Genomic DNA, 26500 nt, shown 5'->3' with positions numbered 1-26500 from the left:
CGGCCGACCTCGGGTCCGCAGGCGGGCCGGTAACCTCGAAAGGTGCAGGTGACCGTCCGTGTGAAGCCCGGAAGCCGGAAGGGCCCCCTGGTCGAGACGGTCGACGACGGCCTCGTCGTCCACGTGCGCGAGCGCGCCGTGGAGGGCGCCGCCAACGCCGGTGTCGAGAAGGCCCTCGCCGAGCACTTCGGCGTCCCGCCGAGCCGCGTGCGGATCGTCCGGGGCCACACCGCGCGGATCAAGCGCGTCGAGGTCGACGACTGATGGCCCGCGCGCGACTGCGCCGCGACCATTTCATCGACCTGCGCCCCCTCCGCACCCCCGCGTTCGCCCGCATGTGGGCGGGATCCACGCTCGCAGGCCTCGGCAGCCAGCTGACGACCGTCGCCGTCATGCTGCAGGTCTACGAGATCACCCATGACTCCTTCGCCGTCGCGATGATCGCGTTCGCGGGGCTCGTGCCGATGATCGTCGCGGGCCTGTACGGCGGGACGCTGGCGGACGCCTTCGACCGCCGTGTCGTCGCGCTCGCCGCTGCATCCGTCACCTTCGGATCGACCGCGCTGCTCGCCGCCCTCACGTGGGCGCACCTCGAGACGGTCTGGTGGCTGTACGCGATCAGCGTGGTCAACGCCGCGGCGAGCTCCATCGTGATGGCCGCCCGCGCCGCGATCGTGCCGCGGCTCATCCCCCGCGACCAGCTGCCCGCGGCATCCGCGCTGCAGGGCATCTCATACGGCCTCATGGTGATGGCAGGTCCCGCCCTCGCCGGCGTCCTCGTCGCGTTCGCCGGCTACGCGTGGACCTACACGGTGGACGTCATCCTCATGACCTCGCTCTTCCTGGGGCTGTGGACGCTCCCGAGCGTCAGGCCCGAAGGCGAGCTCATCCGGCCGGGCTTGAAGTCCCTCGCGGACGGGTGGGCGTTCCTGAAGAAGGCGTCGAACATCCGGCTGCAGTACATCCTCGACATCACCGCGATGACGTTCGGCCAGCCGCTGGCGCTCTTCCCCGCTGTGGGCGCGGTGCTTCTCGGCGGCGGCCCGATCACGACCGGCGTCCTCACCGCCGCCGTCGCCATCGGGGCCTTCCTCTCGAGCCTCTTCTCCGGCCCGATCGGACGAGTGCGCCACCACGGCGTCGGCATCGAGCGGGCGATCCAGGTGTACGGGCTGTCGATCCTGGCGTTCGGGCTCGTGCTCGCGGCGGGGGCGCTCGGCTGGTTCGCACCCGCGGACGTCGGGCCGGACTCCCCCAACGTCGTGCTCATCGCCGTAGCGGTGCTCTTCCTCGCCGTCTCCGGCGCCGCCGACAACGTCAGCGCGATCTACCGTTCGACGATGATGCAGGCCGCCGTGCCCGATTCGATCCGCGGCCGCCTCCAGGGCATCTTCATCGTGGTGGTCGCGGGCGGGCCGCGCATCGGCGCACTGTATGCGGGGACGCTCGCGACCCTCACGGCGCTGTGGTTCCCGCCGGTGCTCGGCGGCATCGTCATCGTGGCGCTCGTCGGCGTGCTCGTGCGGATGAACCCGCGGTTCCGCGCGTACGACGCCGAGCACCCCGAGCCCTGATCGCGCCCCGGGCCGTGTCGGACCCCCGGTGCATCATGGCCGCATGACGACACGCACCACGACGGTGCCGCTCCTCGGCGCATACGACCTGTCCGAAGTCGCGCTCATGGGGTTCGGCCACCGCGATGAGAAGAGCTTCGACGGCGTGATGCGGCTCGCCTTCTGCACCGATGCGCTCGACGGCCAGGTGGGCGTCGAGGTGCGCCAGGGCGGAGCCGAGCTGAACCTCACCGTGCACGGCGACGGCGATCTCGACGCCATCGCGCGCCAGGTCGCCCGCGTCGTATCCGCCGACCATGACGGCGTGGCCTGGGCAGCCGTGTGCTCGGCCGACCCTGTGCTCGCACGCGTGTATGCGGCGGCGCCGGGATTCCGCCCCTCGAACTTCTACAGCCCGTACGAGGCGGCCGTCTGGGCGGTGATCTCCGCCCGTCGCGCGCGGCCGCAGGGCATCGCCCTCCGGCGCCGCCTGAGCGAAGCACACGGCGCCGTCTTCGAGCTCGCGGGCTCCCGTGAGGCCGCGCTCCCCATGCCGGCGCAGCTCCTCGGCATCGACGCGTTCCCCGGCCTGCCGGCCGATCGGGTGCCGAGGCTCCACGGGATCGCGCGGGCGGCCGCCGACGGTCTCCTGGACGTCGAGCGGCTGACCGCGATGGAGCCCGCCGAGGCGATGGCCGACGTGCAGCGGCTCCCCGGCATCGGACCGTTCTACAGCGCTCTGATCGTCATCCGCGCGTGCGGGCTCACCGATGTGCTCTCCACCCAGGAGGATCACACGCGCGCCGCGGTGGAGGAGTTGTACGGGCTCGATCACCGGCCCGACGACGCCGAGCTCGAACGCATCGCGGAGGCGTGGCGCCCCTTCCGCACGTGGGCGACCGTGGCGCTGGGCGCCGTCGGGTCCCGGCTCGACGCGCACGTGTGAAGCCGTCGGTGAAAGCACGGATGCCGCGACCTCGCGGCCGCGGCATCCGGAGTGCTCTGTCAGGTCAGCCGACGGCGACCAGGTCGATGACGAAGATGAGCGTCTTGCCGCCGAGGAAGTGGCCGCCGGCGGGGCCGTAAGCCAGGTCCGGCGGGATGATGAGCTCGCGACGGCCGCCGACCTTCATGCCGGGGATGCCGTCCTGCCAGCCCTGGATGAGCCCGCGGAGGGGGAACTGGATCGTCTCGCCACGCACCCACGAAGAGTCGAACTCCTCGCCGGTCTCGTACTCGACGCCCACGTAGTGCACCGTGACGTTTGCGCCGGGCGTGGCCTCGGCACCGTCGCCCACGATGATGTCGCGGATGACGAGCTCGGTGGGAGCCGGGCCCTCGGGGGCTTCGATCTCGGGCTTCGTGCGGTTGTCAGTCATGACTCCATCCAACCCGACGCATCGTCCGGGGTCAAAAGGTCCGAGATCACAAGACGGACCGGCGAAAGGGTTGACTCGCCCCGGGGGTGCGCGGCATCCTGAAGACGTAGTTCAGCGCTCGGAAGCACGCAGGCATTGCCGCGGCACCGAGCGCTGAACTTTTTGTGTGAGGTTCCTCAGTGCTCTTCGGCGACGACGTTCTCCGCCGCGGCGTGCATGACCGGAATGGCCGCCGTGATCGCCTCGAGGCCCGACAGGCGGGCGGGCGACAGCTGCTTGGTGACCTCTTCGCGCGACATGAGGCCCGCCTCGACGACGAGGTCGGCGACGTTGCGACCGGTCAGCAGAGCGGTCTTCGCGAGCGCCGCGGATGCGGCGTACCCGATGAACGGCGTCAGGGCCGTGACGACGCCGACCGACGAGCCGACCATCGCGCCGAGACGCTCGCGGTTCGCCGTGATGCCGTCGACGCAGTTGACGCGGAGGGTCCACATCGCCTGACGCATCCACATGATCGACTGGAAGATCGAGTGCGCGATGACCGGCTCGAACGCGTTCAGCTGCAGCTGGCCGCCCTCGACCGCCATCGTGACGGTCATGTCGGCGCCGGCGACGGCGAACGCGACCTGGTTGACGGCCTCCGGGATCACCGGGTTGACCTTGCCCGGCATGATGCTGGAGCCCGCCTGCACGGCGGGGAGGTTGATCTCGCCGAGACCGGCCTGCGGGCCGGACGACAGGAGGCGCAGGTCGTTGCAGATCTTCGACAGCTTGATCGCGTTGCGCTTGAGGGAGGAGGAGAACGACATGAAGGATCCGGTGTCGCTCGTCGCCTCGACGAGGTCGGTCGCGGTGGCGAGGTCGAGACCCGTGATCGCGCGCAGGTGCTTGAGCACCGCAGGCGCGTAGTCCGGGTGGGTCGTGATGCCCGTGCCGATCGCCGTCGCGCCCATGTTGATCTCCCACAGGAGGTAGGCGTTCTCGTTGAGGCGCTGGTAGTCGTAGCCGAGCGTCGAGGCGAAGCCGTGGAACTCCTGGCCGAGCGTCATCGGCACGGCATCCTGCAGCTGCGTGCGCCCGACCTTCAGGACGTCGTGGAACTCCGACGCCTTCGCGAGGAAGGACTTCCGGAGGAGGTCCAGCTCGTCGAGCAGGCTCTGCAGCGTCAGCGACAGGCCCACCTTGATGGCCGTCGGGTACACGTCGTTCGTCGACTGGCTGCGGTTCGTGTGATCGATGGGCGACAGGAACGCGTAGTCGCCGCGCGCACGGCCGGCGAGCTCGAGCGCGATGTTGGTGATGACCTCGTTCGCGTTCATATTGGTCGACGTGCCTGCGCCGCCCTGGATGACGCCCACGACGAACTGGTCGTGGTACTGGCCGTCGATGACGAGCTGGGACGCGCGGTCGATGAGGTCGGCCCGGTCCTGGTCGAGGACGCCGATCTCGGCGTTGGCGCGGGCGGAGGCCTGCTTCACCATCGCGAGGGCGCGCACGAGATCCGGGTAGACCGAGATCGGGCGCTTCGCGATCGGGAAGTTCTCGAGTGCGCGAGCGGTATGGATGCCCCAATACGCCTCCGCGGGGATCTCCATGGATCCCAGCGAGTCGATCTCGGTGCGCGTGCGCGTCATTGCGTCCAGAACCATGTGGTGTTCGTCCTTGTGGGTTTCACGGCGGGTTGCGGTCCCCCTCAGCGTACGCGTCGGCGCTTGTGAGGACGATGGACGAATCGGCGTACCGGATGCGGCGCGATGTACGCCGCGGCGAATCACCTGCCGGGCTTGCGAGAGAACCGTTCGAGCCGCTCGTCGTGCGTCAGCGCGGCCATGCGCGCCACCCACTCGGCGGAGAAGAAGTCGGCCGTCTCGGCCTCCACGACCGGCACGACAGCGTGGGTGATGGTGTCGTCGTAGATGTGCACGAGATGGAAGGCCTGCCCCGCATCCATCCCGTTGACCTCGACCGCCGGCAGCGACAGGTTCATCGTGTAGCACGTGGCGGAGGCGACGTGCACGGGCACCCCGGCGAACATGCCGCTCGTCGCATAGTGGAGATGCCCCGCGAGGATGGCCCGCACGTCGGAACCCGCGATCGCATCGGCCAGGGCGTCCTGGTGGCGGAGTTCGAGGATGTCGAAGAACGGGATGTGACTCGGCAGCGGCGGGTGGTGCAGGGCCAGGATCGTGCCGAGCGGCGCGGGCGTCGACAGGACGTCTCGCAGCCACTCGAGCTGCGCCGCATCCAGGTCGCCGTGATGCCATCCCGGCACGGTGGAGTCGAGGGTGACGAGGCGGAGGCCGCCGAGGTCCCACACGCCGGTCACGGGTTCCTCGGTCGGCTCCAGGCCGAGGAGCTCGCGGCGCAGATCGGGCCGCTCGTCGTGGTTCCCGGCGACCCACACGATCGGCGCGCCGAGCCGCTCCGCGACGGGCTCCACAGCCGCGCGCAGGGCGCGGTAGGCGTCGGGCTCGCCGAGGTCGGTGAGGTCGCCCGTGAACACCAGGGCGTCAGGGCGCACGCCGGTGCGCTCGATCGAGGCGAGGGTCCGCTCGAGGTTGACGACGACGTCGTACCGGCCGACGAGGCGCGCACCGCCGGCGAGGAGGTGCGTGTCGCTCACGTGCACGATCGTGCGGCGTGCAGGCTCGTGCGCGCCGAAGCGCACGGATGCGCCGTCCCTGCCCTGATCCATGACCTGAGCCTAGGACGACATGCGCTACTTGACGACGATGAGGACGATGCCGCCGATGACGGCGAGGCCGCACACCGCGAACGACGCGTAGGCGCCGAAGAGGGCGAGACGCTTCTGCCCATCCGTCAGGGGGCTCTTCTTGGCGGCCTTCGCCGCGGCCTTCGCCGCACGCGCCTGATCCTTCTCGGAGACGACCGTGATGGCGTCGGTGAACTCCGCCGGCGCGACGACGGGCGCACGGCCCGCTCGCACCATCAGCCGCATGGCGATCGCGTAGAAGCCGACGACGAGGAGGGTCCCGATGAGGGCGGCCGCGAACACCTGGACGAAGGCCAGCCAGTTGACCGTGATGTTCACTTCTTGGCCTCCGACTTCTTCTTGGCGGTGGATGCGGTGTCCGCATCCTTCTTCGCCTTCGCCGCGGCCTTCTCGTCGGCCTTGCGCTTCGCGCGCTCCTTGGCCTCGAGCTCCGCACGGCGGCGCGCCTCCTCGCGCATGATCGCGCGCTGACGGCGGGTGGGCGGCGGGTTCTTCTTGACCTTGACGGCGAGGCCGGAGTCGGCCACCTCGCTCATCGCGTTGGAGGCGTTGACCGCGTCACGACGCGAGCGCAGGAACAGGAAGAGGACGATCGCGACCGCGAGGATCGTGTCGACGAGGATGCCCCACATCCCGAGCCACACGACGAAGAGGGCGGCGAAGGCACCGACGAGCCCGGATGCCGGGAGGGTCAGCAGCCAGCCGACGCCGATGCGGCCGACGGTGCGCCAGCGGACGGTGGACCCGCGTCGTCCGAGGCCCGAGCCGATCACGGAGCCCGACGCGACCTGCGTGGTCGACAGCGCGAAGCCGAAGACGCTCGAGGACAGGATCGTCGCGGCCGTGGAGGTCTCGGCGGAGAAGCCCTGCGCGGGCTTGACGTCCGTGAGCCCCTTGCCGAGCGTGCGGATGATCCGCCAGCCGCCGACGTAGGTGCCGAGGGCGATCGTCGCGGCACAGGTCACGATGACCCAGTACGGCACCGCTTCCTCCGGCGTGGGGGTGAACCACCCCACCGAGATGAGCAGGAGGGTGATGATGCCCATCGTCTTCTGCGCGTCGTTGGTGCCGTGCGCCAGGGCGACGAGCGAGGACGAGAAGATCTGGCCCCAGCGGAAGCCGTCACGGCCGTCCGGCTTGCTGTCGTAACGGCGCGTCAGGAGGTATGCGAGGCGCGTCGCGAGGAAGGCGATGACACCCGCGGTGAACGGCGCGATGACGGCGGGGAGGATGACCTTGTCGATGACGACGCTGAAGTTCACCGCGTACCAGCCGACGCCGACGATCGTCGCGCCGATGAGGCCGCCGAACAGTGCGTGCGACGAACTCGACGGCAGGCCGAGCAGCCACGTCAGCATGTTCCACGTGATCGCGCCGATGAGGCCGGCGAAGATCACCGCGGGGAAGATCCCGTTGGAGATCTCATTCTCCTGGATGATGCCGCCCGAGATCGTCTGCGCGACCGCGGTGGACAGGAACGCACCGACGAGATTGAGGCACGCCGCGAGCAGCACGGCGACCTTGGGCTTGAGCGCACCCGTCGCGATCGGCGTCGCCATCGCATTCGCGGTGTCGTGGAAGCCGTTCGTGAAGTCGAAGAAGAGTGCGAGAGCGATGACCAGAACGACGATCAGGGCTGCGGTTTCCACCGGTCGCTTTCCATGAGGAGGGAGGAAGGGAAGTGCCGACGGAATCGGCTTGCGAACGAAGAGTTCACGGTGGCTTCAACATCCGGTAACCGGGCCATGTGAATAATACATCGTCGATCCTGGAGTCGACGCCCTCGGATAGCGTGAGACGGTGACTTCCTCCGCATCCCTCCAGCCGCCCGTCGCGGACCGCCGCCCCACCGTCCGCACCTTCCACGGCGACGACGTCGTCGACGCGTACGAGTGGCTCCGCGCCAAGGACGACCCGGCGGTCATCGCGCACCTGGAGGCGGAGAACGCGTACACGCAGTCGCGCACCGCCCATCTGGAGCCGCTGCGTGAGCGCATCTTCCAGGAGATCAAGGGGCGCACCCGCGAGACCGACCTGTCGGTCCCCGCGCGCCGCGGCGACTGGTGGTACTACGGCCGCACCGTCGAGGGCAAGCAGTACGGCATCCAGTGCCGTGCCCCGCTCGCGTCTCCCGACGACTGGACTCCCCCGTCGCTCTCCCCCGACGTCGATGTGCCCGGCGAGCAGGTGCTGCTCGACGCGAACGTCGAGGCGGATGGCCACGAGTTCTTCTCGATGGGATCGTTCGAGGTGTCCAACGACGGCGCGCTGATGCTCTACGGCATCGATCTCGAGGGCGACGAGCGCTACACGCTGCGCGTGCGCGACCTCGCGTCGGGCGTGGATCTCGACGACGTGATCCCCGGCACGTTCGCGGGCGCATCCTTCTCCCCCGACGGCCGTTTCATCGTCTACTCGACGGTCGACGACGCCTGGCGCCCCGACACGGTGTGGCTGCACGAGCTCGGCGCTCCCGTCACGTCCGATGCCCGGCTCTTCCACGAGCCCGACGAGAGGTTCTGGGTCGGCGCCGGCTTCACGCGCAGCGACCGTTACCTCGTCATCGAGGTCGGTTCGTCCATCACATCGGAGGAATGGCTCGTGGATGCCGCGGACCTGCGTTCCGCGCCGTCCGTCGTGTGGCCGCGTCGCGAGGGCGTCGAGTACGAGACGTCGCACGCGGTCGTCGACGGCGAAGACGTCCTCTACGTCCTGCACAACGACGGTGCCCTCGACTTCGAGCTCGTCCGCGTCGCGGCCGCCGATCCGCTCGGCGCGCGGGAGACCGTCATCCCCCACCGCCCGGGCGTGCGACTCCTCGGTGTCTCCTGCTTCCGCGACTGGGGCGTGATCGGCTATCGCCGCGAAGGGCTCGCCCGGCTCGGGCTGCTCTCCTACGCCGACGGCTCTGTCGACGAGATCGGGTTCGACGAGCCGCTGTACTCCGTGGGCACCGGCGGCAACCCGGAGTGGGCGCCGCCGGTCCTGCGCATCGCCTACGGGTCGTTCGTCACCCCTTCCACCGTCGCCGATCTCGACATCGCGACGCGGTCGCTCATGGTCCGCAAGCAGCAGCCGGTCCTCGGCGGCTACGACCCGGAGGACTACGGCCAGGAGCGCGTGTGGGCGACGGCGGCCGACGGCACGCTCGTGCCGATCTCCGTCGTGTGGAAGCGATCGTTCGGCTCTCCGGGATCCTCGGTCCGTCCGCTCCACCTCTACGGGTACGGGTCGTACGAGCACTCGATCGACCCCGGTCTGTCGATCGCGCGTCTGTCCGAGCTCGACCGCGGCGTCGTGTTCGCCGTCGCCCACGTGCGCGGCGGCGGCGAGATGGGTCGCGCCTGGTACGAGGACGGCAAGATGCTCGCGAAGCGGAACACGTTCACCGACTTCGTGGATGCCGCGCGGCACCTGATCTCGCTCGGCTACACCTCGGCCGATCGCATGGTCGCCGAGGGCGGCTCGGCCGGCGGGCTGCTGATGGGTGCGGTCGCGAACCTCGCGCCTGAGCTGTTCGCCGGCATCCTCGCGGACGTCCCCTTCGTCGACGCGCTGACCTCGATCCTCGACCCGTCGCTCCCGCTCACCGTCATCGAGTGGGACGAGTGGGGCGACCCGCTGCACGACGCCGACGTGTACGCGTACATGAAGTCGTACACGCCGTACGAGAACGTGCGCGCCGGCGTCGCGTATCCCCGCATCCTGGCCGTGACCTCCCTCAACGACACTCGCGTGCTGTACGTCGAGCCCGCGAAGTGGGTCGCGCGCCTGCGCGAAGTGGGCGCCGACGCGATGCTGAAGTGCGAGATGGTCGCCGGCCACGGAGGCGTCAGCGGCCGCTACAACTCGTGGCGCGAGCGCGCGTTCGAGCTGGCGTGGCTCTTCGACGTGCTCGGCGTCGCCGAACGGTAGGCGCCGCGGCCGAGCCGCCGTGCGGATCCCCGCCGGCATCCTGTCTCGTTCCGGATGCCGCACGCGCCCGCCACGCCTTGGCCCTCGCGCCCAGAACAGGTGTTTCGGCGACGACAGGAGGAAAAGGCTGCAGAATTCCCTGTTCTCGCTGACACACCTGTTTTCAGTTGATGGCCTGGCGGCGGCTTCTCCTCCACAGAGCCAGTCGAGCAGCGGGACTCCACAACCGGACCGCGGTCCGGGGCAGCTCGCCCCGGACGCGCCAGCATCGGAAGATGCTCCGCGCCGTTGATTCGCAACCCTCCCGCCGTATTCGAGAGCTGACCGCCTGGGTCGCGGGGCGCAACGGGGTGGCCCATACGTCCGATGTGCGAGCGACGCATTTCACCGCCGCCGAGGTGGCGAGGGCAGTCCGCGAGGAACGACTCTTCCGCATCCGACGCTCGTGGCTCGTCGCACCCGACTGCGATCCGCGGCGCATAGCGGCGGCGTCGGTCGGCGGGCGCCTGACGTGTATCAGCGCCGCGGCGGTACGCGGTCTTTGGGTTCCTGCCGTCCGCGACGGCTCGCCGGGCCTCATCCATGTCGCGGTGCCCGGCAACTCGTCCCGCCATGACGCCGAAGGGATCCATCGACACTGGGGCACTGGACCGGCACCAGTCGCGCGCAATTCGAACGACGACCACATCCTGAACGTCCTCTTCCACGCAGCTCATTGCCTCGCCCGACGCGACGCGCTCGCCGTATGGGAATCGGCGATCCGCCAAAGACAGATCGAGGCAGGTGTCCTCCGTGGGATCGCATGGCGAAGCGCCGCCGCTGCGTCGCTCGCGACGGTTGCCTCGGCGCTGTCCGAATCCGGGTTGGAGACCTACTTCGTCGATGGGATGCGCAACGCGGGGGTGTTGGTCCGACAGCAGGTCTGGATCGATGGACACCCCCTCGACGGGCTCATCGCCGACTCACTCGCCATCCAACTCGACGGGTTCGCTCATCACAGCAGCCCTGTCGATCGACGCCGCGACATCGCGGCGGACGCACGGCTCACCAACCTCGGGTACGTCGTCTTGCGGTTCGACTACTACCAGGTGCTCTTCGAGTGGCCGGTCGTGCTGGAAACGGTGCTGACGGCGATCGCCCGAGGCGCTCATCGGCGCGCCGTTCTCCCGCACCGATGATCTGAGCGATCGTCGGCTGAACGATTTGCCGCATGTCAGCGAGCCTCTCCGCAACCTCAGAACAGGTGTTTCGGCGAATGCAGGAACTTCAGGCCTGAATGCTCCTGTTCTAGCCGAAACACCTGTTTTGAGTACCGGCTCTCCGGGCGGGCAGCGACTCGCGGCACTGGAGACGACCCGCGGTGTGGGGCAACCGGCAGAAACGCACCATCCGCCTGCCTCCGCGCGGTGGCACAGGGACGCGAAGCGCGGGATCAGCCGAAGAGGGCGGCGGCCTCTTCGTAGCGCGACAGCGGGACCGTGTTCAGCTCGCCGAGCGCCTCGGCGAACGGCACCCGGACGATGTCGGTGCCGCGCATCGCGACCATCTGACCCCAGGCGAGGTCGACGATCGCGTCGGAGGCGTGCAGGCCCAGGCGCGTGGCGAGCACGCGGTCGAAGCCGGACGGCGAACCGCCGCGCTGGATGTGGCCGAGCACGGTGGAGCGGGTCTCGATGCCGGTGATCCGCTCGATCTCCGGCGCGAGCACCTCGCTGATGCCGCCGAGGCGGGGGCGGTTGAAGGCGTCGAGGCCCTTGTCGCTGTAGGCCTCCTCCATGCCGGTGAGGGTGAAGCCCTCCGACACCACGACGAGCGGTGCGCGGCCCCGGTCGTACGCGCTCGTGACGAGCGTGCAGATCTCGTCGATCGTCATCGGCACCTCGGGGATGCAGATCACGTGGGCGCCCGAGGCCATGCCGGAGTGCAGGGCGATCCAGCCCACGTGGCGGCCCATCACCTCGGCGACCATGCACCGCTGGTGCGAGTCGCCGGTCGTGCGCAGACGGTCCATCGCATCGGTCGCGATGTTGACCGCGGTGTCGAAGCCGAACGAGTAGTCGGTCGCGCGCAGGTCGTTGTCGATCGTCTTCGGCACGCCCAGCACGTTGATGCCGTCGTCGTACAGCCGCTTCGCGGCCGCGAGGGTGCCCTCGCCGCCGATCGCGATGATGCCGTCGATGCCGTGGCGCTCGAGGTTCTTCGCGATGTTCTCGGCTCCGCCGCGCGGCCCCTCGTAGGGGTTCGTGCGACTGGTGCCGAGGATCGTCCCGCCGACCTTCGACAGACCCTTCACCTCGTGGCGGGTGAGGGGGAAGAAGTCGGCGTCGACGACGCCGCGCCATCCATCCCGGATGCCGACGAATTCGAGTCCGTACGTCGTCGTGCCCTTCAGCACGACGCCGCGGATCACCGCGTTGAGGCCGGGGCAGTCGCCGCCGCTGGTCAGGATGCCGATCTTCATATGTCGTCCCGCGAGTTTTGGAGGGGTTGGGGGAACTGGCGACGCTGCCTCGATCAGTATGCACGATCTGCCGAAGGTGCACTCATTCCGGATGAGTGCACCTTCACCAATGCGTCGAGGGTGCACCCGTAGGAGACGAGTGCACCCTCGACGGGGTGGTTCAGGCGGTGGGGATCAGGCTCCCAGCGCTTCGCGCAGCAGATGCATGAGCGCAGACAGCTGCACCGAGTCGCTCGACTGCGGGTCGACGGCCTCGCCGTCGAGCGCGCGGGCGGCGAGCCCCTGCTTGGAGTCGATGAGCTCCGCGATCTTCGTGTCGATCGTGTGCGCGGCGATGATGCGCCACGCCGTGACCGGCTCGTCCTGTCCGATGCGGTGCACGCGGTCGATCGCCTGCGTCTGCTCGGCAGCGGTCCACGACAGCTCGGACAGGACGACGTTCGACGACGCCTGCATGTTGACGCCGACACCGGCAGCCGTCAGCGAGCAGACCGCGATCGCGACGCCCGGGTCGTTGTTGAAGGCGTCCACCGCCTGCTGGCGGGCGGGCGCGGTCTGGTCCCCGCGCAGCGACACCGTCCGGAGCCCTGCTGCGGCGAAATGCGCCTCCGCGGCATCCATCACGTCGATGTGCTTCGCGAAGAAGACGACCTTGCCGACCGAGCGCTGCAGCTGCACCGCGTAGTCGGCGGCGAGGAGCGCCTTCGCCTGGCCGATGCGACGGACCATCGTGAAGACGTTCTCGGTGCCCGCGGGCGCGTTCTTGGACTCTTCGAGCTCGGCGTGGGCGACGAGGCGCACGATGTCCTCGTCGATCTCGCCGGGCTCGAGCACCCGGTGGCTGCGCGCCTCGACGATGCGGCGGTACTTCGCCGCGAGACGGGCACCGAGCTCGCGCTCGGCCTGCCGGATAGACCGTCCGAACTCGTCGTCGAGCTCCACGGGGAGGTCGGCGATGAGCTTGTCCGGGAGGTCTTTCGCGACATCCGTCTTGCGGCGGCGCACGATGCCCATCGAGATGACGGCCTCGCGGGCCTCCGGGTAGAAGGACTTGTCCGCCGGGGTGAGGCCCGTGGCATCCAGTCGCTCCATGAGCTGCGCGCCCGGCTTCTCGCCGTTCGTCCACCCGAGGAAGCGCCAGATCGCGTCGAAGTCCTCGACGTCGTTGATGAGCGGGGTTCCGGTGAGGGCGAGCAGCAGCGGGTTGCGGACCTGCTCGCGGATGCGGTTCGCCAGCGCCAGGACGTTCTGCGAGCGCTGAGACGACAGGTTCTTGATGAAGTGCGCCTCATCGACGACCATGCCCTTCAGCCCGATCGCGCTGAGCCAGGACAGGTGTCGGTCGAGCACCTCGTAGTTGACGATGAAGACGTCGGCGAACGCGTCGATCGCGTCGCCGTCGCCGTGGATGACGGTCGCGCGGCGCTGCGGCGTCCACCGCTCGACCTCGCGCGCCCAGTTCATCTTCACGACGTTGGGGACGACCGCGAGGAGCGGATAGGCATCGGCGACGGATGCGGCGAGCACCGACTCCGCGGTCTTGCCGAGACCGGGCTCGTCGGCGAGGAGGAACGACCGGTGGCCGGCACGGACCGCTTCGAGGAACCGCGACTGATGCGGCATGACCTCGAGACCGCGCGGCGACAGGCGGTCGAACTCGGGGACGGGCGGGAGCGGCATCGTGGCCGAACCGCCGCCGGCGCCGATCTCGAAGGCCTTGTAGAGCGGACCCATGAGCTCCCAGCCGTCGAGGCGGCGGCGCGCCGTAGACGCGGGCTGGCGCAGCGTCAGGTCGGGCGGGAGGAACGGGTTCGCATCCCGGCGGGCCTCGACCTGCGGCGGGACCACCTGACGCTCGGCGAGCGCGGCGGGAACGACGGGTGCCTGGACCGGCGCCACGTCCGTGATGATGAGCTCGTCGGGGGCGAGCTCCGCTCCCGACTCGAGGAGCCAGTCGCGGCGCATGCGCTTCGCGACCGGGGACGTGGCCTGATCGACCTCGAGCAGCTGGATGAGGGACGTGTCGCGCGCCGCTGTCTTGGCGAGGATCGTCGCCACGCCGTCGAGGCGCTTGAGCAGCTCGGAGCGCACCGCATCCGTGACCTCGGTGTCGGCCTTCACCCGCGCGCGCTCCTCGCGCACGAGGAAGGCGATCACCTGGAACTTGACCCGGTTGGTCGGCCCGAGCTTGCCGCGCTGGGCCTTCGCCTCGACCTCGCGCACCTTGCGGGCGAGGATCGGGATGATGGGCGCGTCCTCATCGCGGCGCGCGGACGACGGGCGCCGACGGCGCTGCTGCGTCTTGACGTTCTGGACGTCGGTTGCCGTGGTCGGCATGCTCCTCCTGAGCGTGAATGCCGGGAACGGCCCGGCTGCGACCGGTTGGACGCCGGTCAGGTCTGCGGTGCGTCGTGCCGGCCCGGGAACCGTGTCGGGAAGAGCCGGGTGGACGCGATGCAGGATCGTTGCGCTGCGCTCCCCCGCTTCAGCGGGACGGCGGCGTGAAACCCCGCCAGACATTCTATGCCATTGCCATGCCCGCGCGCAGGATATCCGCCGCGTCGCTCAGGGCGCGCGGCGCAGCCGCAGGCTGTTGAGCACGACGAAGACGCTGGAGAACGCCATCGCCGCCCCCGCGATCATCGGGTTCAGGAGCCCGAGCGCTGCCAGCGGGATCGCTGCGACGTTGTACGCGAACGCCCAGAACAGGTTGCCGCGGATGACGCCCATCGTGCGGCGGCTGAGCCGCAGCGCGGTGTCGACCTGCTCGAGGCCGTCGCGCATGAGGGTGAGATCGCTCGCGTGCATCGCGGCATCCGTCCCGGAGCCGACGGCGATGCCGAGATCAGCGGTCGCGAGCGCCGCCGCGTCGTTGACGCCGTCGCCCACCATCGCGACGCGGTGACCCGCCGCCTGCAGCCGCGCGATCTCGTCGACCTTCCCCTCCGGCAGCACCCCCGCCACGACCCGATCGATGCCGACCTCGTCGGCGACCGACTGGGCGACCGACGCGTTGTCGCCGGTGAGGAGGACGACGTCCAGCTTCAGCTCGTGGAGGGATGCGATGACGTCGGCGCTCTCCGGACGCACGGTGTCCGCGACGGCGAAGACGGCGCGGGCATGTCCGTCCCATCCGGCCACGACGACCGTGCCGTGGGCTTCGCCCGACGCCACGGCGTCGGCGAGCGCGGCCGAGACGACGGCTCCCTGCGAGGCCGCGAAGGCCGGGCGCCCCGCGAACACGGCGAGCCCGTCGACGGTTCCCGTGACCCCGCGACCGGCGTGATTGCGGAAGCCCGTGATCTCGGCATCCCCGACGCGCCATGCGGCGATCGCCTTGGCGACCGGGTGCTCGCTGTGCGCCTCGAGCGCGCCGACGATCCGCAGCGCCTCCTCGCGGGCGATGCCGTCGACGGCGACGTCGGCGAGCGCCATCCGTCCTTCCGTCACGGTGCCCGTCTTGTCGAGCACGACGGTGTCGATCTTCTCCGCCTGCTCGAGCGCCTCGGGACCCGTCACGAGGATGCCGAGCTGCGCGCCGCGCCCGGTGCCGACGAGGATCGCGATGGGTGTCGCGAGCCCGAGCGCGCACGGGCACGCGATGATGAGGACCGCGACAGCGGCCGTGAACCCGTCGGCGACCGGGTGGCCTGTGACGATCCACCCCAGCAGCGTCAGGATCGAGAGCGCGATCACGATGGGGACGAAGACGCCGGAGATGCGGTCGGCGAGCCGCTGCACGCGGCTCTTGCCGGTCTGCGCGTCTTCGACAAGACGCGCGATGTGGGCGAGACGCGTGTCCTCGCCGACGGAGGTGGCGCGCACGACCAGGCGACCGTCCGCAGCGATGGTGCCGCCGGTGACGGATGCGCCCGCCTCGACGTCGACAGGCACGGATTCGCCGGTCAGCATGCTCTCGTCGACGGATGCCGCTCCCCCGACGACGACGCCGTCCGTCGCGACCTTGCCGCCGGGCCGGACGACGAACTCGTCGCCGACGCGCAGCTCCTCGATCGGAACGCTGCGCCCGTCCGCGAGCTCGACGTCCTTCACTCCGAGGCTCATGAGGGCGCGCAAGGCGCTCCCGGCCCGGCGCTTCGAGCGCTGCTCGATGAAGCGCCCGAGCAGCAGGAACACCGTGACCGTGACGGCGACCTCGAAGTAGCTCTCGTGCGCCGTGCCGAACACCATCGCCCACACGCTCCACACGTAGGCGGCGAGCGTGCCCAGCGTGATGAGCGTGTCCATCGTCATGGCGCCGTGGCGCGCGTTCGCGATGGTCGCGCGGTGGAACGGCCAGCCGCCCCACAGGACGACGGGCGTCGCGAGGACGAACGACGCCCACTGCCAGCCGGGGAACTGCAGCGCGGGGATCATCCCCAGCGCGACGACCGGGACCGCGAGGATCGCGCTGACGATGAGGCGGAGGCGGAGCGGGCTGACCGGCTCGTCGGCCGGCGCCTCTGGGGCGACGGCGGGAACGCGCACGTGCGCGTCGTAGCCCGCCTCGCGGACCGCCTGCACGAGTCGCTCCTCGTCGACGCCCACCGGGAAGCTCACTTTGGCCGACTCGGTCGCGAGGTTGACGGCGGCCGAGACCCCGTCGACGCTCTGCAGCCGCTTCTCGACGCGGGCGACACAGCTCGCGCACGTCATGCCCTCGATGTCGAGGGTGGCTTCCCGGAGATCGGTCATCAGGCGCGGCCCGCCAGCGTGTAGCCCGCCTCGGCGACGGCCGCCGCGATGTCCGCTTCGGCGAACTCGCCGCTCACGGTGACGGTGTTCCCCGCGAGGTCGACGGCTGCCTCGGAGACGCCGGCGACGCCGCGCACCTCGCGTGTGACGCTCGCCGCGCAGTGCCCGCAGGTCATTCCCTCGACGGTGTAGATCTCGGTGGTCATGTCTGTTCCTTCCGAACGGTTCACGTGCAAGAACCACTATACCCCCCTGGGGTATTCCCGGAACCCTTGATCGCATGAGGTAGCGTCGCTGTGACGACGCGGAAGGGAGACGGATGCCGAGTCCCCGCCCCCGCCCGCGCCCTCCCGTCTGGGCCCGTGAACTCGCAGGCCTCCTGGCCGCGTGCGCCATGGCGCTCATCGTCGTCGGGCACCTCGCGTCCGACCCCGCCCGCGGGAACCTGCTGCTGCTCGACCCCGACTCGATGCTCAATCAGCTCGTCGTCTCGTCGCTGCACGCCGGCCAGGGCCAGGACTGGGCGATGTCGCCCGTGCTCTTCATTCCGGAGATCGGGCTCTACTGGCTGATCTCGCTTCTCGGCCTGAATGTCTCCGCGACGCTGCTCGTCAGCGCGGTCGTGAACGTCGTCCTCCTCTACGGCGCCGTGCGGCTCGTCGCCGGACGCCGCGAGCGCCTCGCCCACCCGGTCACGGGTGCGCTCCTCACCTACGGCCTGTACTGCATCCTGGCGCTTCTGGAGAGCGGCGGCGACCGCGACAGCATGGAGCTCGCCTCGCTGCTGGCGACGACGACCTACTACGCGATGAGCGTGCTGGCGGCGGTCGTGACGATCGGGCTGGTGCGCCGCATCCTGGGTCGCACGACCGTGATCCCCGTCATCGCGCTCGCCCTCGTCGGTCTCGTCTCCGCCTTCACGAACCCGCTGTTCGCGCTGTGGGCGACGGCCCCGGCGGCTCTGGCCCTCATCGCCGTCGGCCGGCGAGCGCTGTCCTGGCGGGTGCTGCTCATCGTCGAAGGCGCGCTCATCGTGCCCGCGGCGATCGGCATCTTCGCGCGCACTCCGCTCAAGCGGCTGATCGTCGCGAACCCCGATCTCTACGCCAAGCCCGACCAGTGGCAGCAGTCGATCGCGTACTACTTCGGGCTCGTCGTCGACCTGACCCGGACACCAGGCGGATGGGCGGAGATCGCCCTCGTTCTCCTGCTGCTGGCGCTGCCGCTCGTCGCCACCGCGCTGACCCGGCGGGCCGACGACCGGTTCCTCGCCGTCGTCGGGTGGCTCTCACCGCTCGTGACGGTCGTGTGGGCGATCGCGTTCGGGACGGTCGCCGCGCGCTATCTGCAGCCGCTCGTCTACCTGCCGCTGCTGACGGCGGTCCTGGTGCCGACGTTCGTCTGCGCTCGCGTCACGTGGACCCGTGCGCGCGTCCGCGCCCTCCGCATCGTCGCGGCCGTCGCAGCCGTCGTGCTCATCGCCCTGGCGGCCGTGCAGCCCGCGCGCATCGCGGATGCGTCGGCGAGAGCCGAGGCATCCGTCGCGTGCGTCGTCGACTGGATCGACCACGCGGGGCGCACCGGCGCGGGGCAGTTCTGGACCATCCGGCCCGTCAAGGCGCGCCTCGCGGACCCCGCCCGACTGCTGCAGACTGGGCCCGACTTCGTGCCCTACCTGTGGCTCGTGAACCGCCAGGACTACCCGGGCGCGAAGATCACATTCGCGGTGACCGATGCCGCATCCTTCCCCTTCCAGTACCCGGCAGGTGCGCAGATCACGGACCTGACCTGCGGGAGCTACACGATCCACGACTTCAGAGACACGCCGGTCTTCCTGCCGTGAAGGGTCGCCGCGCGGTCAGCCGAATCACTCCAGCGGCGGAGAGGGATACCTCCCGAGGATGACGCTTCACAGGGCCGCGCACCTCGGCACCGAGTTGGGCCCTCGACGATGCCCCATCGGCGTACGAGGCGAAGAACGTCTTCGTCTGCGGTGACTGGAGCGTGATCCCCGCCGATGGGGGCTGGCTCGGGTGGACTCCCAATTCTCATGAGGAGAAGGAAGCCGCGCTGAGGCAGGTCAGATCATCGACTTCGGATGCCACACCGTCTTGATCTCGGTGAGCGCCGTGATGCGCTGCAGGCTCGGGGCCGCCGCATCCTTCCCGTCCTGAGGCGGGATGACGCGCGTCAGCGTGTCGGCCGCGGCGATCTGCAGGTCGACCCAGTCGAGCGCACCGGCGCCGGTGAGGTCGAGAGCGCGGACGTCGGGGTGCGAGGCCAGCCACGGCGCGAGCTCGGCCGCAGAGCCGGTCAGCACGTTGACCACGCCGCCGGGGACGTCGCTCGTCGCGAGGACCTCGGCGAGGCTGATCGCCGACAGGGGGTACTGCTCGCTCGCGACGACCACCACGGTGTTGCCCGCCACCAGGGCGGGAGCGACGACCGAGACGAGGCCGAGCAGCGCCGAGTCCTGGGGCGCGATGATCGCGACGACGCCGGTCGGCTCGGGCACAGAGATGTTGAAGTAGGGCCCCGCGACCGGGTTGGCGTTACCGGCGACCTGGGCGAACTTGTCCGTCCACCCCGCGTACCAGACCCAGCGGTCGATCGCCTCGTCGACCTCGGCGCGCGCCTCCGCGGCCGTGGCCCCGGTCTGCGCCTGGATCTCCTCGACGAACTGGGCGCGACGGCCCTCGAGGAGCTCGGCGACGCGGTACAGCACCTGGCCGCGGTTGTACGCGGTGGCACCTGACCAGCCCTTGATCGCGCCGACGGCGGCGGACACGGCATCCCGCGCGTCCTTGCGGGACGCCTTCGCGGCGTTCGCGAGGAACCCGCCGTCCGGGGTCGCGACCTCGTAGGTGCGCCCCGATTCACTCCGCGGGAACGCCCCGCCGATGAAGAGCTTGTAGGTCTTCGGAACCGTCAGCCGCGCGCTCACGCCGCCCCCTTCAGGTAGGCGAGGAGGCCCTGGCGGCCGCCCTCGCGCCCATAGCCCGACTCCTTGTAGCCGCCGAACGGCGACGTCGGGTCGAACCGGTTGAATGTGTTGGCCCACACGACGCCGGCGCGGAGGCGGTCGGCGACGGCGAGGATGCGGCTGCCCTTGTCGGTCCAGATGCCGGCGGACAGGCCGTACGGCGTGTTGTTGGCCTTCTCGATGGCCTCCCCGGGCGTGCGGAATGTCAGCACCGACAGGACGGGGCCGAAGACCTCGTCGCGCGCGATGCGGTGGCTCGTCTGCACGTTGTCGAAGATCGTGGGCGCGAACCAGAACCCGCGGTCCGGAATGGCGCATTCCGCCGTCCAGCGGTCGGCGCCCTCCTGCTCGCCGATGTCGCTCAGCTCCCGGATCCGCTGCAGCTGCTCGGCGGAGTTGATCGCGCCGATGTCGGTGTTCTTGTCGAGCGGATCGCCGAGGCGCAACGTCGACAGGCGCGTCTTCAGGCGGTCCAGGACCTCGTCGTGGATCGACTCCTGCACGAGGAGGCGGCTGCCCGCGCAGCACACGTGCCCCTGATTGAAGAAGATCCCGTTGACGATCCCCTCCACGGCCTGGTCGATCGGCGCGTCGTCGAAGACGATGTTCGCCGCCTTGCCGCCGAGCTCGAGCGTGAGGCCCTTGCCACTGCCCGCGACGGTCTTCGCGATCGCGCGGCCGACGGCGGTCGAGCCGGTGAAGGCCACCTTGTTCACGTCGGGGTGCGCGACGACGGCGGCTCCCGTCGCACCGGCGCCCGTGACGATGTTCACGACGCCCGGCGGCAGGTCGGCCTGCTGCAGGATCTCGGCGAAGATGAGGGCCGACAGCGGCGTCGTCTCCGCGGGCTTCAGCACCACGGTGTTCCCCGCCGCGAGCGCAGGGGCGACCTTCCACGCCAGCATCAGCAGCGGGAAGTTCCACGGGATCACCTGACCGGCCACGCCGTACGCCTTCGGGTTCGCCCCGAGGCCGGCGTAGTCGAGCTTGTCCGCCCACCCCGCGTAGGAGAAGAACCATGCCGCGACGAGGGGGACGTCGACATCCCGGCTCTCCTTGATCGGCTTGCCGTTGTCGAGGCTCTCCGCGACCGCGAGCTCGCGCGCCCGCTCCTGGATGAGCCGCGCGATGCGGTACAGGTACTTGCCGCGTTCGCGGCCGCTCATCTTCGACCACACCTTGTCGTGGGCGCGACGGGCGGCGGCGACCGCCGCATCCACGTCCGCATCGGATGCTTCGGCCACCGTCGCGATGCGCGTTTCGTCGGCGGGCGAGATCGTGGTGAACGTGCCGCCGGTGCCCTCGCGGAACTCGCCGTCGATGAACAGGCCATACTCGTCGCGGAGGTTCAGGATCGAGCGCGACTCGGGGGCGGGTGCGTATTCCAGGAAGCTCATGTCTCGGTTCCTCAGTCGATCGTCACGTAGTCGGCGCCGGCGTAGTGGCCGGTCGTGATCTTCTGGCGCTGGCGCAGCACGTCGTTGAGCAGGCTCGAGGCGCCGAAGCGGAAAAGGTGCGGCTGGAGCCACTCCACGCCGACGGTCTCGGCCACCGTCACGACGTACTTGATGGCATCCTTCGACGTGCGGATGCCGCCCGCGGGCTTCACGCCGATCCGCTCGCCGGTCAGGCGGTGCCAGTCGCGCACGACCTCGAGCATCAGGAGTGTCACGGGCAGCGTGGCCGCCGGCGACACCTTGCCGGTCGAGGTCTTGATGAAGTCGCCGCCCGCGATGATCGCGAGCCACGACGCGCGCTTGACGTTGTCGTAGGTGTTCAGCTCGCCCGTCTCGAGGATGACCTTGAGGGATGCGTAGCTGCCGTCCGCGCGGCGGCACGCCTGCTTGACGCGCGCGATCTGCTCGAAGACGAGCCCATATCGGCCCGCGAGGAAAGCCCCGCGGTCGATGACCATGTCGATCTCGTCCGCGCCGTGCGCGACGGCATCGGCCGTATCGGCGAGCTTGATCTCGAGCGACGCCCGGCCGCTCGGGAACGCCGTCGCGACAGCCGCGACGCTCACCAGGCCGTCGTCCGGGTCACCGTGCGCGGCCCCCAGTGCTGCGACCGCGTACGGGACCATGTCGCCGTAGACGCACACCGCGGCCACGCGTGGGCACGTCGGGTCCCCAGCATCCGGGTTCAGCGCCTTCGCGACGAGCGAGCGCACCTTGCCGGGAGTGTCGGCGCCTTCGAGGGTCGTCAGGTCGATCAGCGAGATGATCCTGTCGAGCGCCCACGCCTTCGACGAGGTCTTGATCGAGCGCGTCCCCAGGGCCGCGGCGCGCTGCTCGAGCCCGACCGCATCCACGCCCGGGAGTCCGTGCAGGAAGCGGCGCAGCGTCGCATCGTCGGGTTCACCGCCCAGGAGCTCGAGGGCCCGCTCCCCTTGTCTCTGGATCTCGGTCAGACTCATGATTCCTCCAGCAGTGCTCTGGCCGTGGTCTCGTCGGTCACGATCACCGTACACAGTCCCGTACCCACGACGGTACGGGCCAGATCGTGCTTCGCCGCCCCGGCCGTGACGAAGATCGCCGTCGCCGCGGACCGAAGCCGCGACAGGGGCATCCCGACCGTGCGGACGTCGAGCGCGGGGTCGACGATGTTGCCGTCCGCGTCGATGTATCGGCCCAGGACGTCGCCGACAGCGCCGCGCTGCTGCAGCCGGCGGATGTCGGCGAGAGTCAGATATCCGTTTTCGACGTGGGCGGAGGATGCGTCACAGACCCCCGCCGAGAAGATGTAGGCGTCCGCGTCCGCGGCGCGATCGAGGACCGCCGCGACGGTGCGGTCGGCTTGGATCGCGTGCGCCGTCTCCTCCTGTTCGAGGATCGCCGGGCTCGGCAGCAGCACGACGTCGCCCGATGCGCGTTCGGCGATCGTGGACGCGAGATGCGCCGCTCCGCCGGGGCGGCGATTGACGCTGACGCCGCCGTTCACCTGCACCACCGTGACGCCCCGCGCCCATCCGTTCTGCAGACGATCGGCGACCGCGGTCAGCGTGCGACCCCAGCTCACCCCGAGCGTGCGCGGAACCGGTCGGAGGGCGCGAAGATGTTCGGCGGCCGCCTGCGACACGCGGTCGACGAGAGCGGCCTCATCGTCGAACGCGGGGACGACGACCGCGTCGGTCAGCCGCGGGAACCGCGTCCGCAGGGCGCGCTCGACGCCGAGCCGCCTGGCGCTCGGATGCACGATCTCGATGCGCACGATGCCGGATTCGCGCGCCTGGGTCAGCAGCCGGCCGGCCTTCCAGCGCGAGATGCCGAGCAGCGCACCGATCTCGTCCTGCGTCTTGCCCGCGTCGTAGTACAGCTCGGCGACGCGGACGGAGAGGAGCTCCTCGTCCACGATCACTGAGGTGTCCACGGTCTCCACGTCTTCGAGGGTACGCGCATGCCATCATCCGCGCACTGCCGTGCTCATATGAGCAGGGGTTGTGCTCGGGGTTGCTCATCCGCGAGGACGTCCTCATTGATGCCTTCCGTGCCAGCCCCTATCGTGGACGGACCGTCGCCGAGGAAGGCAGCCATGACCGATCCGATCCGCATCGCCACGCACGTGCTCGACGCCGTCTCCGCGGGCAGACCCGTGCTGGCGCTGGAGTCCACGATCCTCACACACGGCCTGCCGCGTCCGCGCAATCTCGATGTCGCCCGCGAGGCGGAGGAGCGGGTGCGCGACGAGGGCGTCGTCCCGGCGACGATCGGCATCGTCGACGGGGTCGCCGTCGTGGGCCTCGACGACGACGAGCTCGAGCGGCTCGCGTTCGACGACGGAGTCGTCAAGGCGAGCGTGCGCGATCTGCCGATCCTCGCGGCGAAGCGGATGAGCGCGGGCACGACGGTCGCTGCGACCGCGTATCTCGCGCACCGCGCCGGCATCCGGGTCTTCTCCACCGGCGGCCTCGGCGGCGTCCATCGCGGAGCCTCGGAGACGTTCGACGAGTCCGCCGACCTGCCGTCCCTCGCGACGCTGCCGATCGTGCTCGTGAGCGCCGGCGTGAAGTCGATCCTCGACATCCCGCTCACCCTCGAGCGGATGGAGACGCTCGGGCCGACGGTCGTGGGATACGGCACGACGGACTATCCCGGCTTCTACATCGCCGACTCCGGTTTCGACGTCGAGTACTCGGTCGACACTCCGGAAGAGGTCGCTGCCGTCGCCGCGGGCCGCGACGCGCTGGGCCTGCAGTCCGCGGTCCTCGTGGCGAACCCCGTGCCGCCCGAGGATCAGCTCCCCGCCGCGCTGCACACGGCGATCCTCGATCAGGCGCTCGCCGCAGCCGACACGGCAGGCGTCTCCGGCCACGACATCACCCCGTTCCTGCTCGACTACATCCAGCGCGAGACGGGTGGCCGCAGCCTCGAGGTCAACGTCGCGGTCTACCGCGGCAACGTGACGCTGGGCGCGCGGATCGCCGCCGCCCTGAGCGGGCGATGACGTCCGGGATCCTCGCCGTCGTCGGCGACCTCGTCGAAGATGTCATCGTGTGGCATCGCCGCCCGGTGCACTACGCCACAGACAACACCGCGGCCGTGTTCCGGACCCGCGGCGGCAGCGCCGCGAATGTCGGAGCGGCCGCCGCCGCGCTGTGCCCCGTGCGGTTCATCGGACGGGTCGGGGACGACGTGCTCGCCGACTCGCTCACCGCGCAGCTCGAGGATGCCGGGATCGATGTGCGCGTGCAGCGTGAAGGCCGCACGGGCACGATCGTGATCCTCGTCGACGAGACCGGGGAGCGGACGATGTTCCCGGACCGTGGGGCCGCCGCCAAGCTCGGCCCCATCGACGAGGAGGTGCTGGACGGCGTCGCCTGGCTGCACGTCCCGTTCTACGGCTTCACCACTCCGGTGTCATCGGCCGCGATCCGCGAGCTCGCACGGGTCGCCGCCTCCCGGGGCATCGCCGTGTCGGTCGATCTGTCGTCGCTCGCCGTCCTGCGCGAGACGGGCACCGAGACGGTGCGGACGCTCCTCGCCGACCTCCGACCGGATGTCGTCTTCGCCAACACCGAGGAGGCGGAGTGCGTCGGTCTGCTCGAGCGACCGATCGGGCTGTCGATCGTCAAGGCCGGACCGAACCCCGTCACCATCGTCTCCGACGAGGGGATGCGGCAGGTCTCGGTGCGCCCGGTCGACACCGTCGCCGACGCGACCGGGGCCGGCGACGCGTTCGCGGCGGGATACATCGCGCGGGCGCTCGACGGCGGGGGCCCCGAGGAGTGCGCACTCGCCGGCTCGGAGCGCGCGGCCATCGCCCTGCGTACGCCGGGCGCGGTCTGAATCGGGCGCCGTACCCCGCTGCGCCGCCGATCTCCTGACGAGACCGCCAACGCGCTCGGTCAGCTGAGAGAGGTGCGCACCCGCGAGACGTCGTCCGCCATCTGGACCTTGAGCGCGTCGATGCCGTCGAAGGCGACCATGCCGCGGATGCGCGCGGTGAACTGGACCTCGACGCGATGCCCGTAGAGGTCGAGGTCGGTCTCGTCGAGGACGTACGCCTCGACCTGCCGCTGCGGGACGTCGTCGAACGTCGGATTCGTGCCCACGCTGATCGCGGCCGGATACCGCGTCCCGGGACGCAGCCTCTCGCCTTCGTCGATGAGCCATCCGGCGTAGATGCCGTCGGCGGGCACATACCCCTCGAGCTCCTGCGACAGGTTGGCCGTCGGGAAGCCGAGCTCGCGCCCGCGCTTGAGGCCGTGCACCACCTCGCCCCACACCGCGTGCGGGCGTCCGAGGAGGCGGCCGGCGGCCTCGACCTCCCCCGCCGAGAGGAGCTCGCGGATCCACGTCGACGAGACACGACGCTCGCTGTCGATCGAGCGGATGTCGTCGACCGCGTCGACACGGAAGCCCAGCGTCGCCCCCATATCGGCGAGCAGCTGCGGGTCTCCCGCGCCGCCGCGGCCGAACCGGAAGTCGCGGCCGACCAGGACCGTCCGCGCGCCGAGCGCCTGGACGAGGAACCTCTCCACGAACTCGGCGGCCGGAATGCCGGCGAGCTCGGAGTCGAAGCGCAGCATCAGGGTCGCGTCGACCCCGGCCTCCTCGAGCAGCTGGAGCTTCTGCGTCGCACCGACGAGGTCGTCGGGGCAGATCTCCGGGCGAAGCGTCCGCAGCGGGTTGCGGTCGAACGTCACGGCGACGACCGCTGCTCCTGTGGGGGCGGCATCCACTCGCGCGCGCTCGATGAGGGCCCGGTGACCGGCGTGCACGCCGTCGAACTTGCCGATCGCGATGACGGACGGCCCGAATCCGGCCGGCACGTCGGCCGGGTCGTGGAAGACGATCATCGGGTCACCGCATCCGTGGTCGATCCCTCTGCCGCCGCGGCGTCGGCGGGATGGTGCTTCGCGAGCCACCACATGCCGAGGAAGGGCAGCACGAGCGGGACGAACACGTAGCCCATGCCGAACACGGACCAGACCGTCGCTTCGGGGAAGAGCTCGGGGCGCACGAGGCTCAGAGCGCCGATGATGAGGACGCCCGCCATCTCGAAGCTGATCGTGATCCACGCGATGCGGTACCAGACCTTCGAGCCCGCGAACACGAGGGCGAGGGTCGCGACGATGTAGACGACGGCGGAGACGGCGGAGAGCGTGAACGCCAGCGGGGCCTTGTCGTAGCGCTCGACGATCTGCACGAGCGACCGGCCGAAGGCGCCGAGCGCGAGGATCGCGTAGACCACGACGAGCACGCGGCCGATGCCGCTCATGCGGCGCCGCTTGGGGGCGGAGGGGGAAGTCATCCCCACAATCATATTTCGGGGTGCCGA

General features: G+C 70.1%; 23 protein-coding genes. 8 read left to right on the top strand and 15 right to left on the bottom strand.

Annotated elements, in window-relative coordinates:
• Positions 1 to 42 precede the first annotated feature (42 nt).
• Genes QSV35_RS17670 through QSV35_RS17660 form a run of 3 tightly spaced genes read left to right on the top strand, consistent with a single transcriptional unit; the run spans position 43 to position 2499 of the window.
• A complete protein-coding gene (locus QSV35_RS17670; protein ID WP_286290183.1) occupies positions 43 to 264 on the top strand; it encodes a DUF167 domain-containing protein in 222 nt (73 codons plus the stop codon).
• On the top strand, positions 264 to 1574 hold the full coding sequence (locus QSV35_RS17665; RefSeq protein ID WP_286290182.1) for an MFS transporter: 1311 nt from the start codon (positions 264 to 266) through the stop codon (positions 1572 to 1574). The genes QSV35_RS17670 and QSV35_RS17665 overlap by 1 nt, the downstream gene beginning before the upstream one ends.
• Positions 1575 to 1617: 43 nt before the next feature.
• Positions 1618 to 2499, top strand: a complete 882-nt coding sequence (locus tag QSV35_RS17660) for a DNA-3-methyladenine glycosylase family protein (protein ID WP_286290181.1) — start codon at positions 1618 to 1620, stop codon at positions 2497 to 2499.
• Positions 2500 to 2563: 64 nt separating this feature from the next.
• On the opposite strand, the gene QSV35_RS17655 is transcribed toward QSV35_RS17660, so the two are convergent.
• The 5 genes from QSV35_RS17655 to QSV35_RS17635 form a co-directional block, all read right to left on the bottom strand.
• Complete coding sequence (locus QSV35_RS17655) at positions 2564 to 2932, bottom strand: FKBP-type peptidyl-prolyl cis-trans isomerase (RefSeq protein WP_286290180.1); 369 nt, start codon at positions 2930 to 2932, stop codon at positions 2564 to 2566.
• Positions 2933 to 3108: 176 nt separating this feature from the next.
• Positions 3109 to 4581: an aspartate ammonia-lyase gene (locus tag QSV35_RS17650; RefSeq protein ID WP_286290179.1), complete on the bottom strand. Its 1473-nt coding sequence runs from the start codon at positions 4579 to 4581 to the stop codon at positions 3109 to 3111.
• A gap of 122 nt (positions 4582 to 4703) precedes the next feature.
• Entirely contained in the window at positions 4704 to 5627 is a 924-nt protein-coding gene (locus tag QSV35_RS17645; RefSeq protein WP_286290177.1) for a phosphodiesterase, read from the bottom strand.
• A 24-nt stretch (positions 5628 to 5651) separates the two neighbouring features.
• Positions 5652 to 5984: a peptidase gene (locus tag QSV35_RS17640; protein ID WP_286290176.1), complete on the bottom strand. Its 333-nt coding sequence runs from the start codon at positions 5982 to 5984 to the stop codon at positions 5652 to 5654.
• Positions 5981 to 7315, bottom strand: a complete 1335-nt coding sequence (locus QSV35_RS17635; protein ID WP_286290175.1) for an inorganic phosphate transporter — start codon at positions 7313 to 7315, stop codon at positions 5981 to 5983. The genes QSV35_RS17640 and QSV35_RS17635 overlap by 4 nt, the downstream gene beginning before the upstream one ends.
• A 151-nt stretch (positions 7316 to 7466) precedes the next feature.
• Between QSV35_RS17635 and QSV35_RS17630 the strand changes: the two genes are divergently transcribed.
• Entirely contained in the window at positions 7467 to 9581 is a 2115-nt protein-coding gene (locus tag QSV35_RS17630; RefSeq protein WP_286290173.1) for a S9 family peptidase, read from the top strand.
• Positions 9582 to 9856: 275 nt separating this feature from the next.
• Positions 9857 to 10759 (top strand): endonuclease domain-containing protein, encoded by a 903-nt coding sequence (locus tag QSV35_RS17625; RefSeq protein WP_286290171.1) that lies wholly within the window; start codon positions 9857 to 9859, stop codon positions 10757 to 10759.
• Between the two features lie 254 nt (positions 10760 to 11013).
• Here the strand turns inward: QSV35_RS17625 and QSV35_RS17620 are convergent, their stop codons facing one another.
• From QSV35_RS17620 to QSV35_RS17605, 4 genes are all read right to left on the bottom strand, one after another.
• Complete coding sequence (locus QSV35_RS17620; protein WP_286290170.1) at positions 11014 to 12042, bottom strand: ATP-dependent 6-phosphofructokinase; 1029 nt, start codon at positions 12040 to 12042, stop codon at positions 11014 to 11016.
• Positions 12043 to 12216: 174 nt separating this feature from the next.
• Positions 12217 to 14379, bottom strand: a complete 2163-nt coding sequence (locus QSV35_RS17615; RefSeq protein WP_286290169.1) for a DEAD/DEAH box helicase — start codon at positions 14377 to 14379, stop codon at positions 12217 to 12219.
• Between the two features lie 228 nt (positions 14380 to 14607).
• Positions 14608 to 16737, bottom strand: coding sequence for a heavy metal translocating P-type ATPase (locus QSV35_RS17610; protein ID WP_286290167.1), 2130 nt, complete (start codon positions 16735 to 16737; stop codon positions 14608 to 14610).
• Positions 16737 to 16943 carry a heavy-metal-associated domain-containing protein gene (locus QSV35_RS17605; protein ID WP_286290166.1) on the bottom strand — a complete coding sequence of 69 codons (207 nt, stop codon included), beginning with the start codon at positions 16941 to 16943 and terminating at the stop codon, positions 16737 to 16739. Before QSV35_RS17605 ends, QSV35_RS17610 begins: the two co-directional genes overlap by 1 nt.
• A gap of 113 nt (positions 16944 to 17056) precedes the next feature.
• On the opposite strand from QSV35_RS17605, the gene QSV35_RS17600 reads away from it, so the two are divergent.
• Positions 17057 to 18580, top strand: a complete 1524-nt coding sequence (locus tag QSV35_RS17600; protein WP_286290164.1) for a hypothetical protein — start codon at positions 17057 to 17059, stop codon at positions 18578 to 18580.
• Positions 18581 to 18817: 237 nt separating this feature from the next.
• Here QSV35_RS17600 and QSV35_RS17595 read toward each other — a convergent pair whose 3' ends face one another.
• Genes QSV35_RS17595 through QSV35_RS17580 form a run of 4 tightly spaced genes read right to left on the bottom strand, consistent with a single transcriptional unit; the run spans position 18818 to position 23098 of the window.
• A complete protein-coding gene (locus tag QSV35_RS17595) occupies positions 18818 to 19681 on the bottom strand; it encodes an aldehyde dehydrogenase family protein (RefSeq protein WP_286290162.1) in 864 nt (287 codons plus the stop codon).
• Complete coding sequence (locus QSV35_RS17590; RefSeq protein ID WP_286290158.1) at positions 19678 to 21117, bottom strand: aldehyde dehydrogenase family protein; 1440 nt, start codon at positions 21115 to 21117, stop codon at positions 19678 to 19680. Before QSV35_RS17590 ends, QSV35_RS17595 begins: the two co-directional genes overlap by 4 nt.
• Positions 21118 to 21128: 11 nt before the next feature.
• A complete protein-coding gene (gene deoC / locus QSV35_RS17585; RefSeq protein ID WP_286290157.1) occupies positions 21129 to 22136 on the bottom strand; it encodes a deoxyribose-phosphate aldolase in 1008 nt (335 codons plus the stop codon).
• The gene (locus QSV35_RS17580; protein ID WP_286290154.1) at positions 22133 to 23098 is read right to left on the bottom strand and encodes a sugar-binding transcriptional regulator; all 966 of its coding nucleotides are present in this window, start codon (positions 23096 to 23098) and stop codon (positions 22133 to 22135) included. The genes deoC and QSV35_RS17580 overlap by 4 nt, the downstream gene beginning before the upstream one ends.
• Positions 23099 to 23251: 153 nt before the next feature.
• On the opposite strand from QSV35_RS17580, the gene QSV35_RS17575 reads away from it, so the two are divergent.
• Entirely contained in the window at positions 23252 to 24163 is a 912-nt protein-coding gene (locus tag QSV35_RS17575) for a pseudouridine-5'-phosphate glycosidase (protein ID WP_286290153.1), read from the top strand.
• On the top strand, positions 24160 to 25005 hold the full coding sequence (locus tag QSV35_RS17570) for a carbohydrate kinase family protein (protein WP_286290152.1): 846 nt from the start codon (positions 24160 to 24162) through the stop codon (positions 25003 to 25005). Before QSV35_RS17575 ends, QSV35_RS17570 begins: the two co-directional genes overlap by 4 nt.
• A 59-nt stretch (positions 25006 to 25064) precedes the next feature.
• Here the strand turns inward: QSV35_RS17570 and QSV35_RS17565 are convergent, their stop codons facing one another.
• Together QSV35_RS17565 and QSV35_RS17560 are read right to left on the bottom strand one after the other, a co-directional pair.
• On the bottom strand, positions 25065 to 26018 hold the full coding sequence (locus QSV35_RS17565; protein ID WP_286290151.1) for a bifunctional riboflavin kinase/FAD synthetase: 954 nt from the start codon (positions 26016 to 26018) through the stop codon (positions 25065 to 25067).
• A complete protein-coding gene (locus QSV35_RS17560) occupies positions 26015 to 26473 on the bottom strand; it encodes a hypothetical protein (protein ID WP_286290150.1) in 459 nt (152 codons plus the stop codon). The genes QSV35_RS17565 and QSV35_RS17560 overlap by 4 nt, the downstream gene beginning before the upstream one ends.
• Between the last annotated feature and the right edge of the window lie 27 nt (positions 26474 to 26500).

The organism is Microbacterium candidum (assembly GCF_030315975.1).
Classification (GTDB): Bacteria; Actinomycetota; Actinomycetes; order Actinomycetales; family Microbacteriaceae; genus Microbacterium; species Microbacterium candidum.
This window is presented reverse-complemented; position numbering and strand designations above follow the sequence as displayed.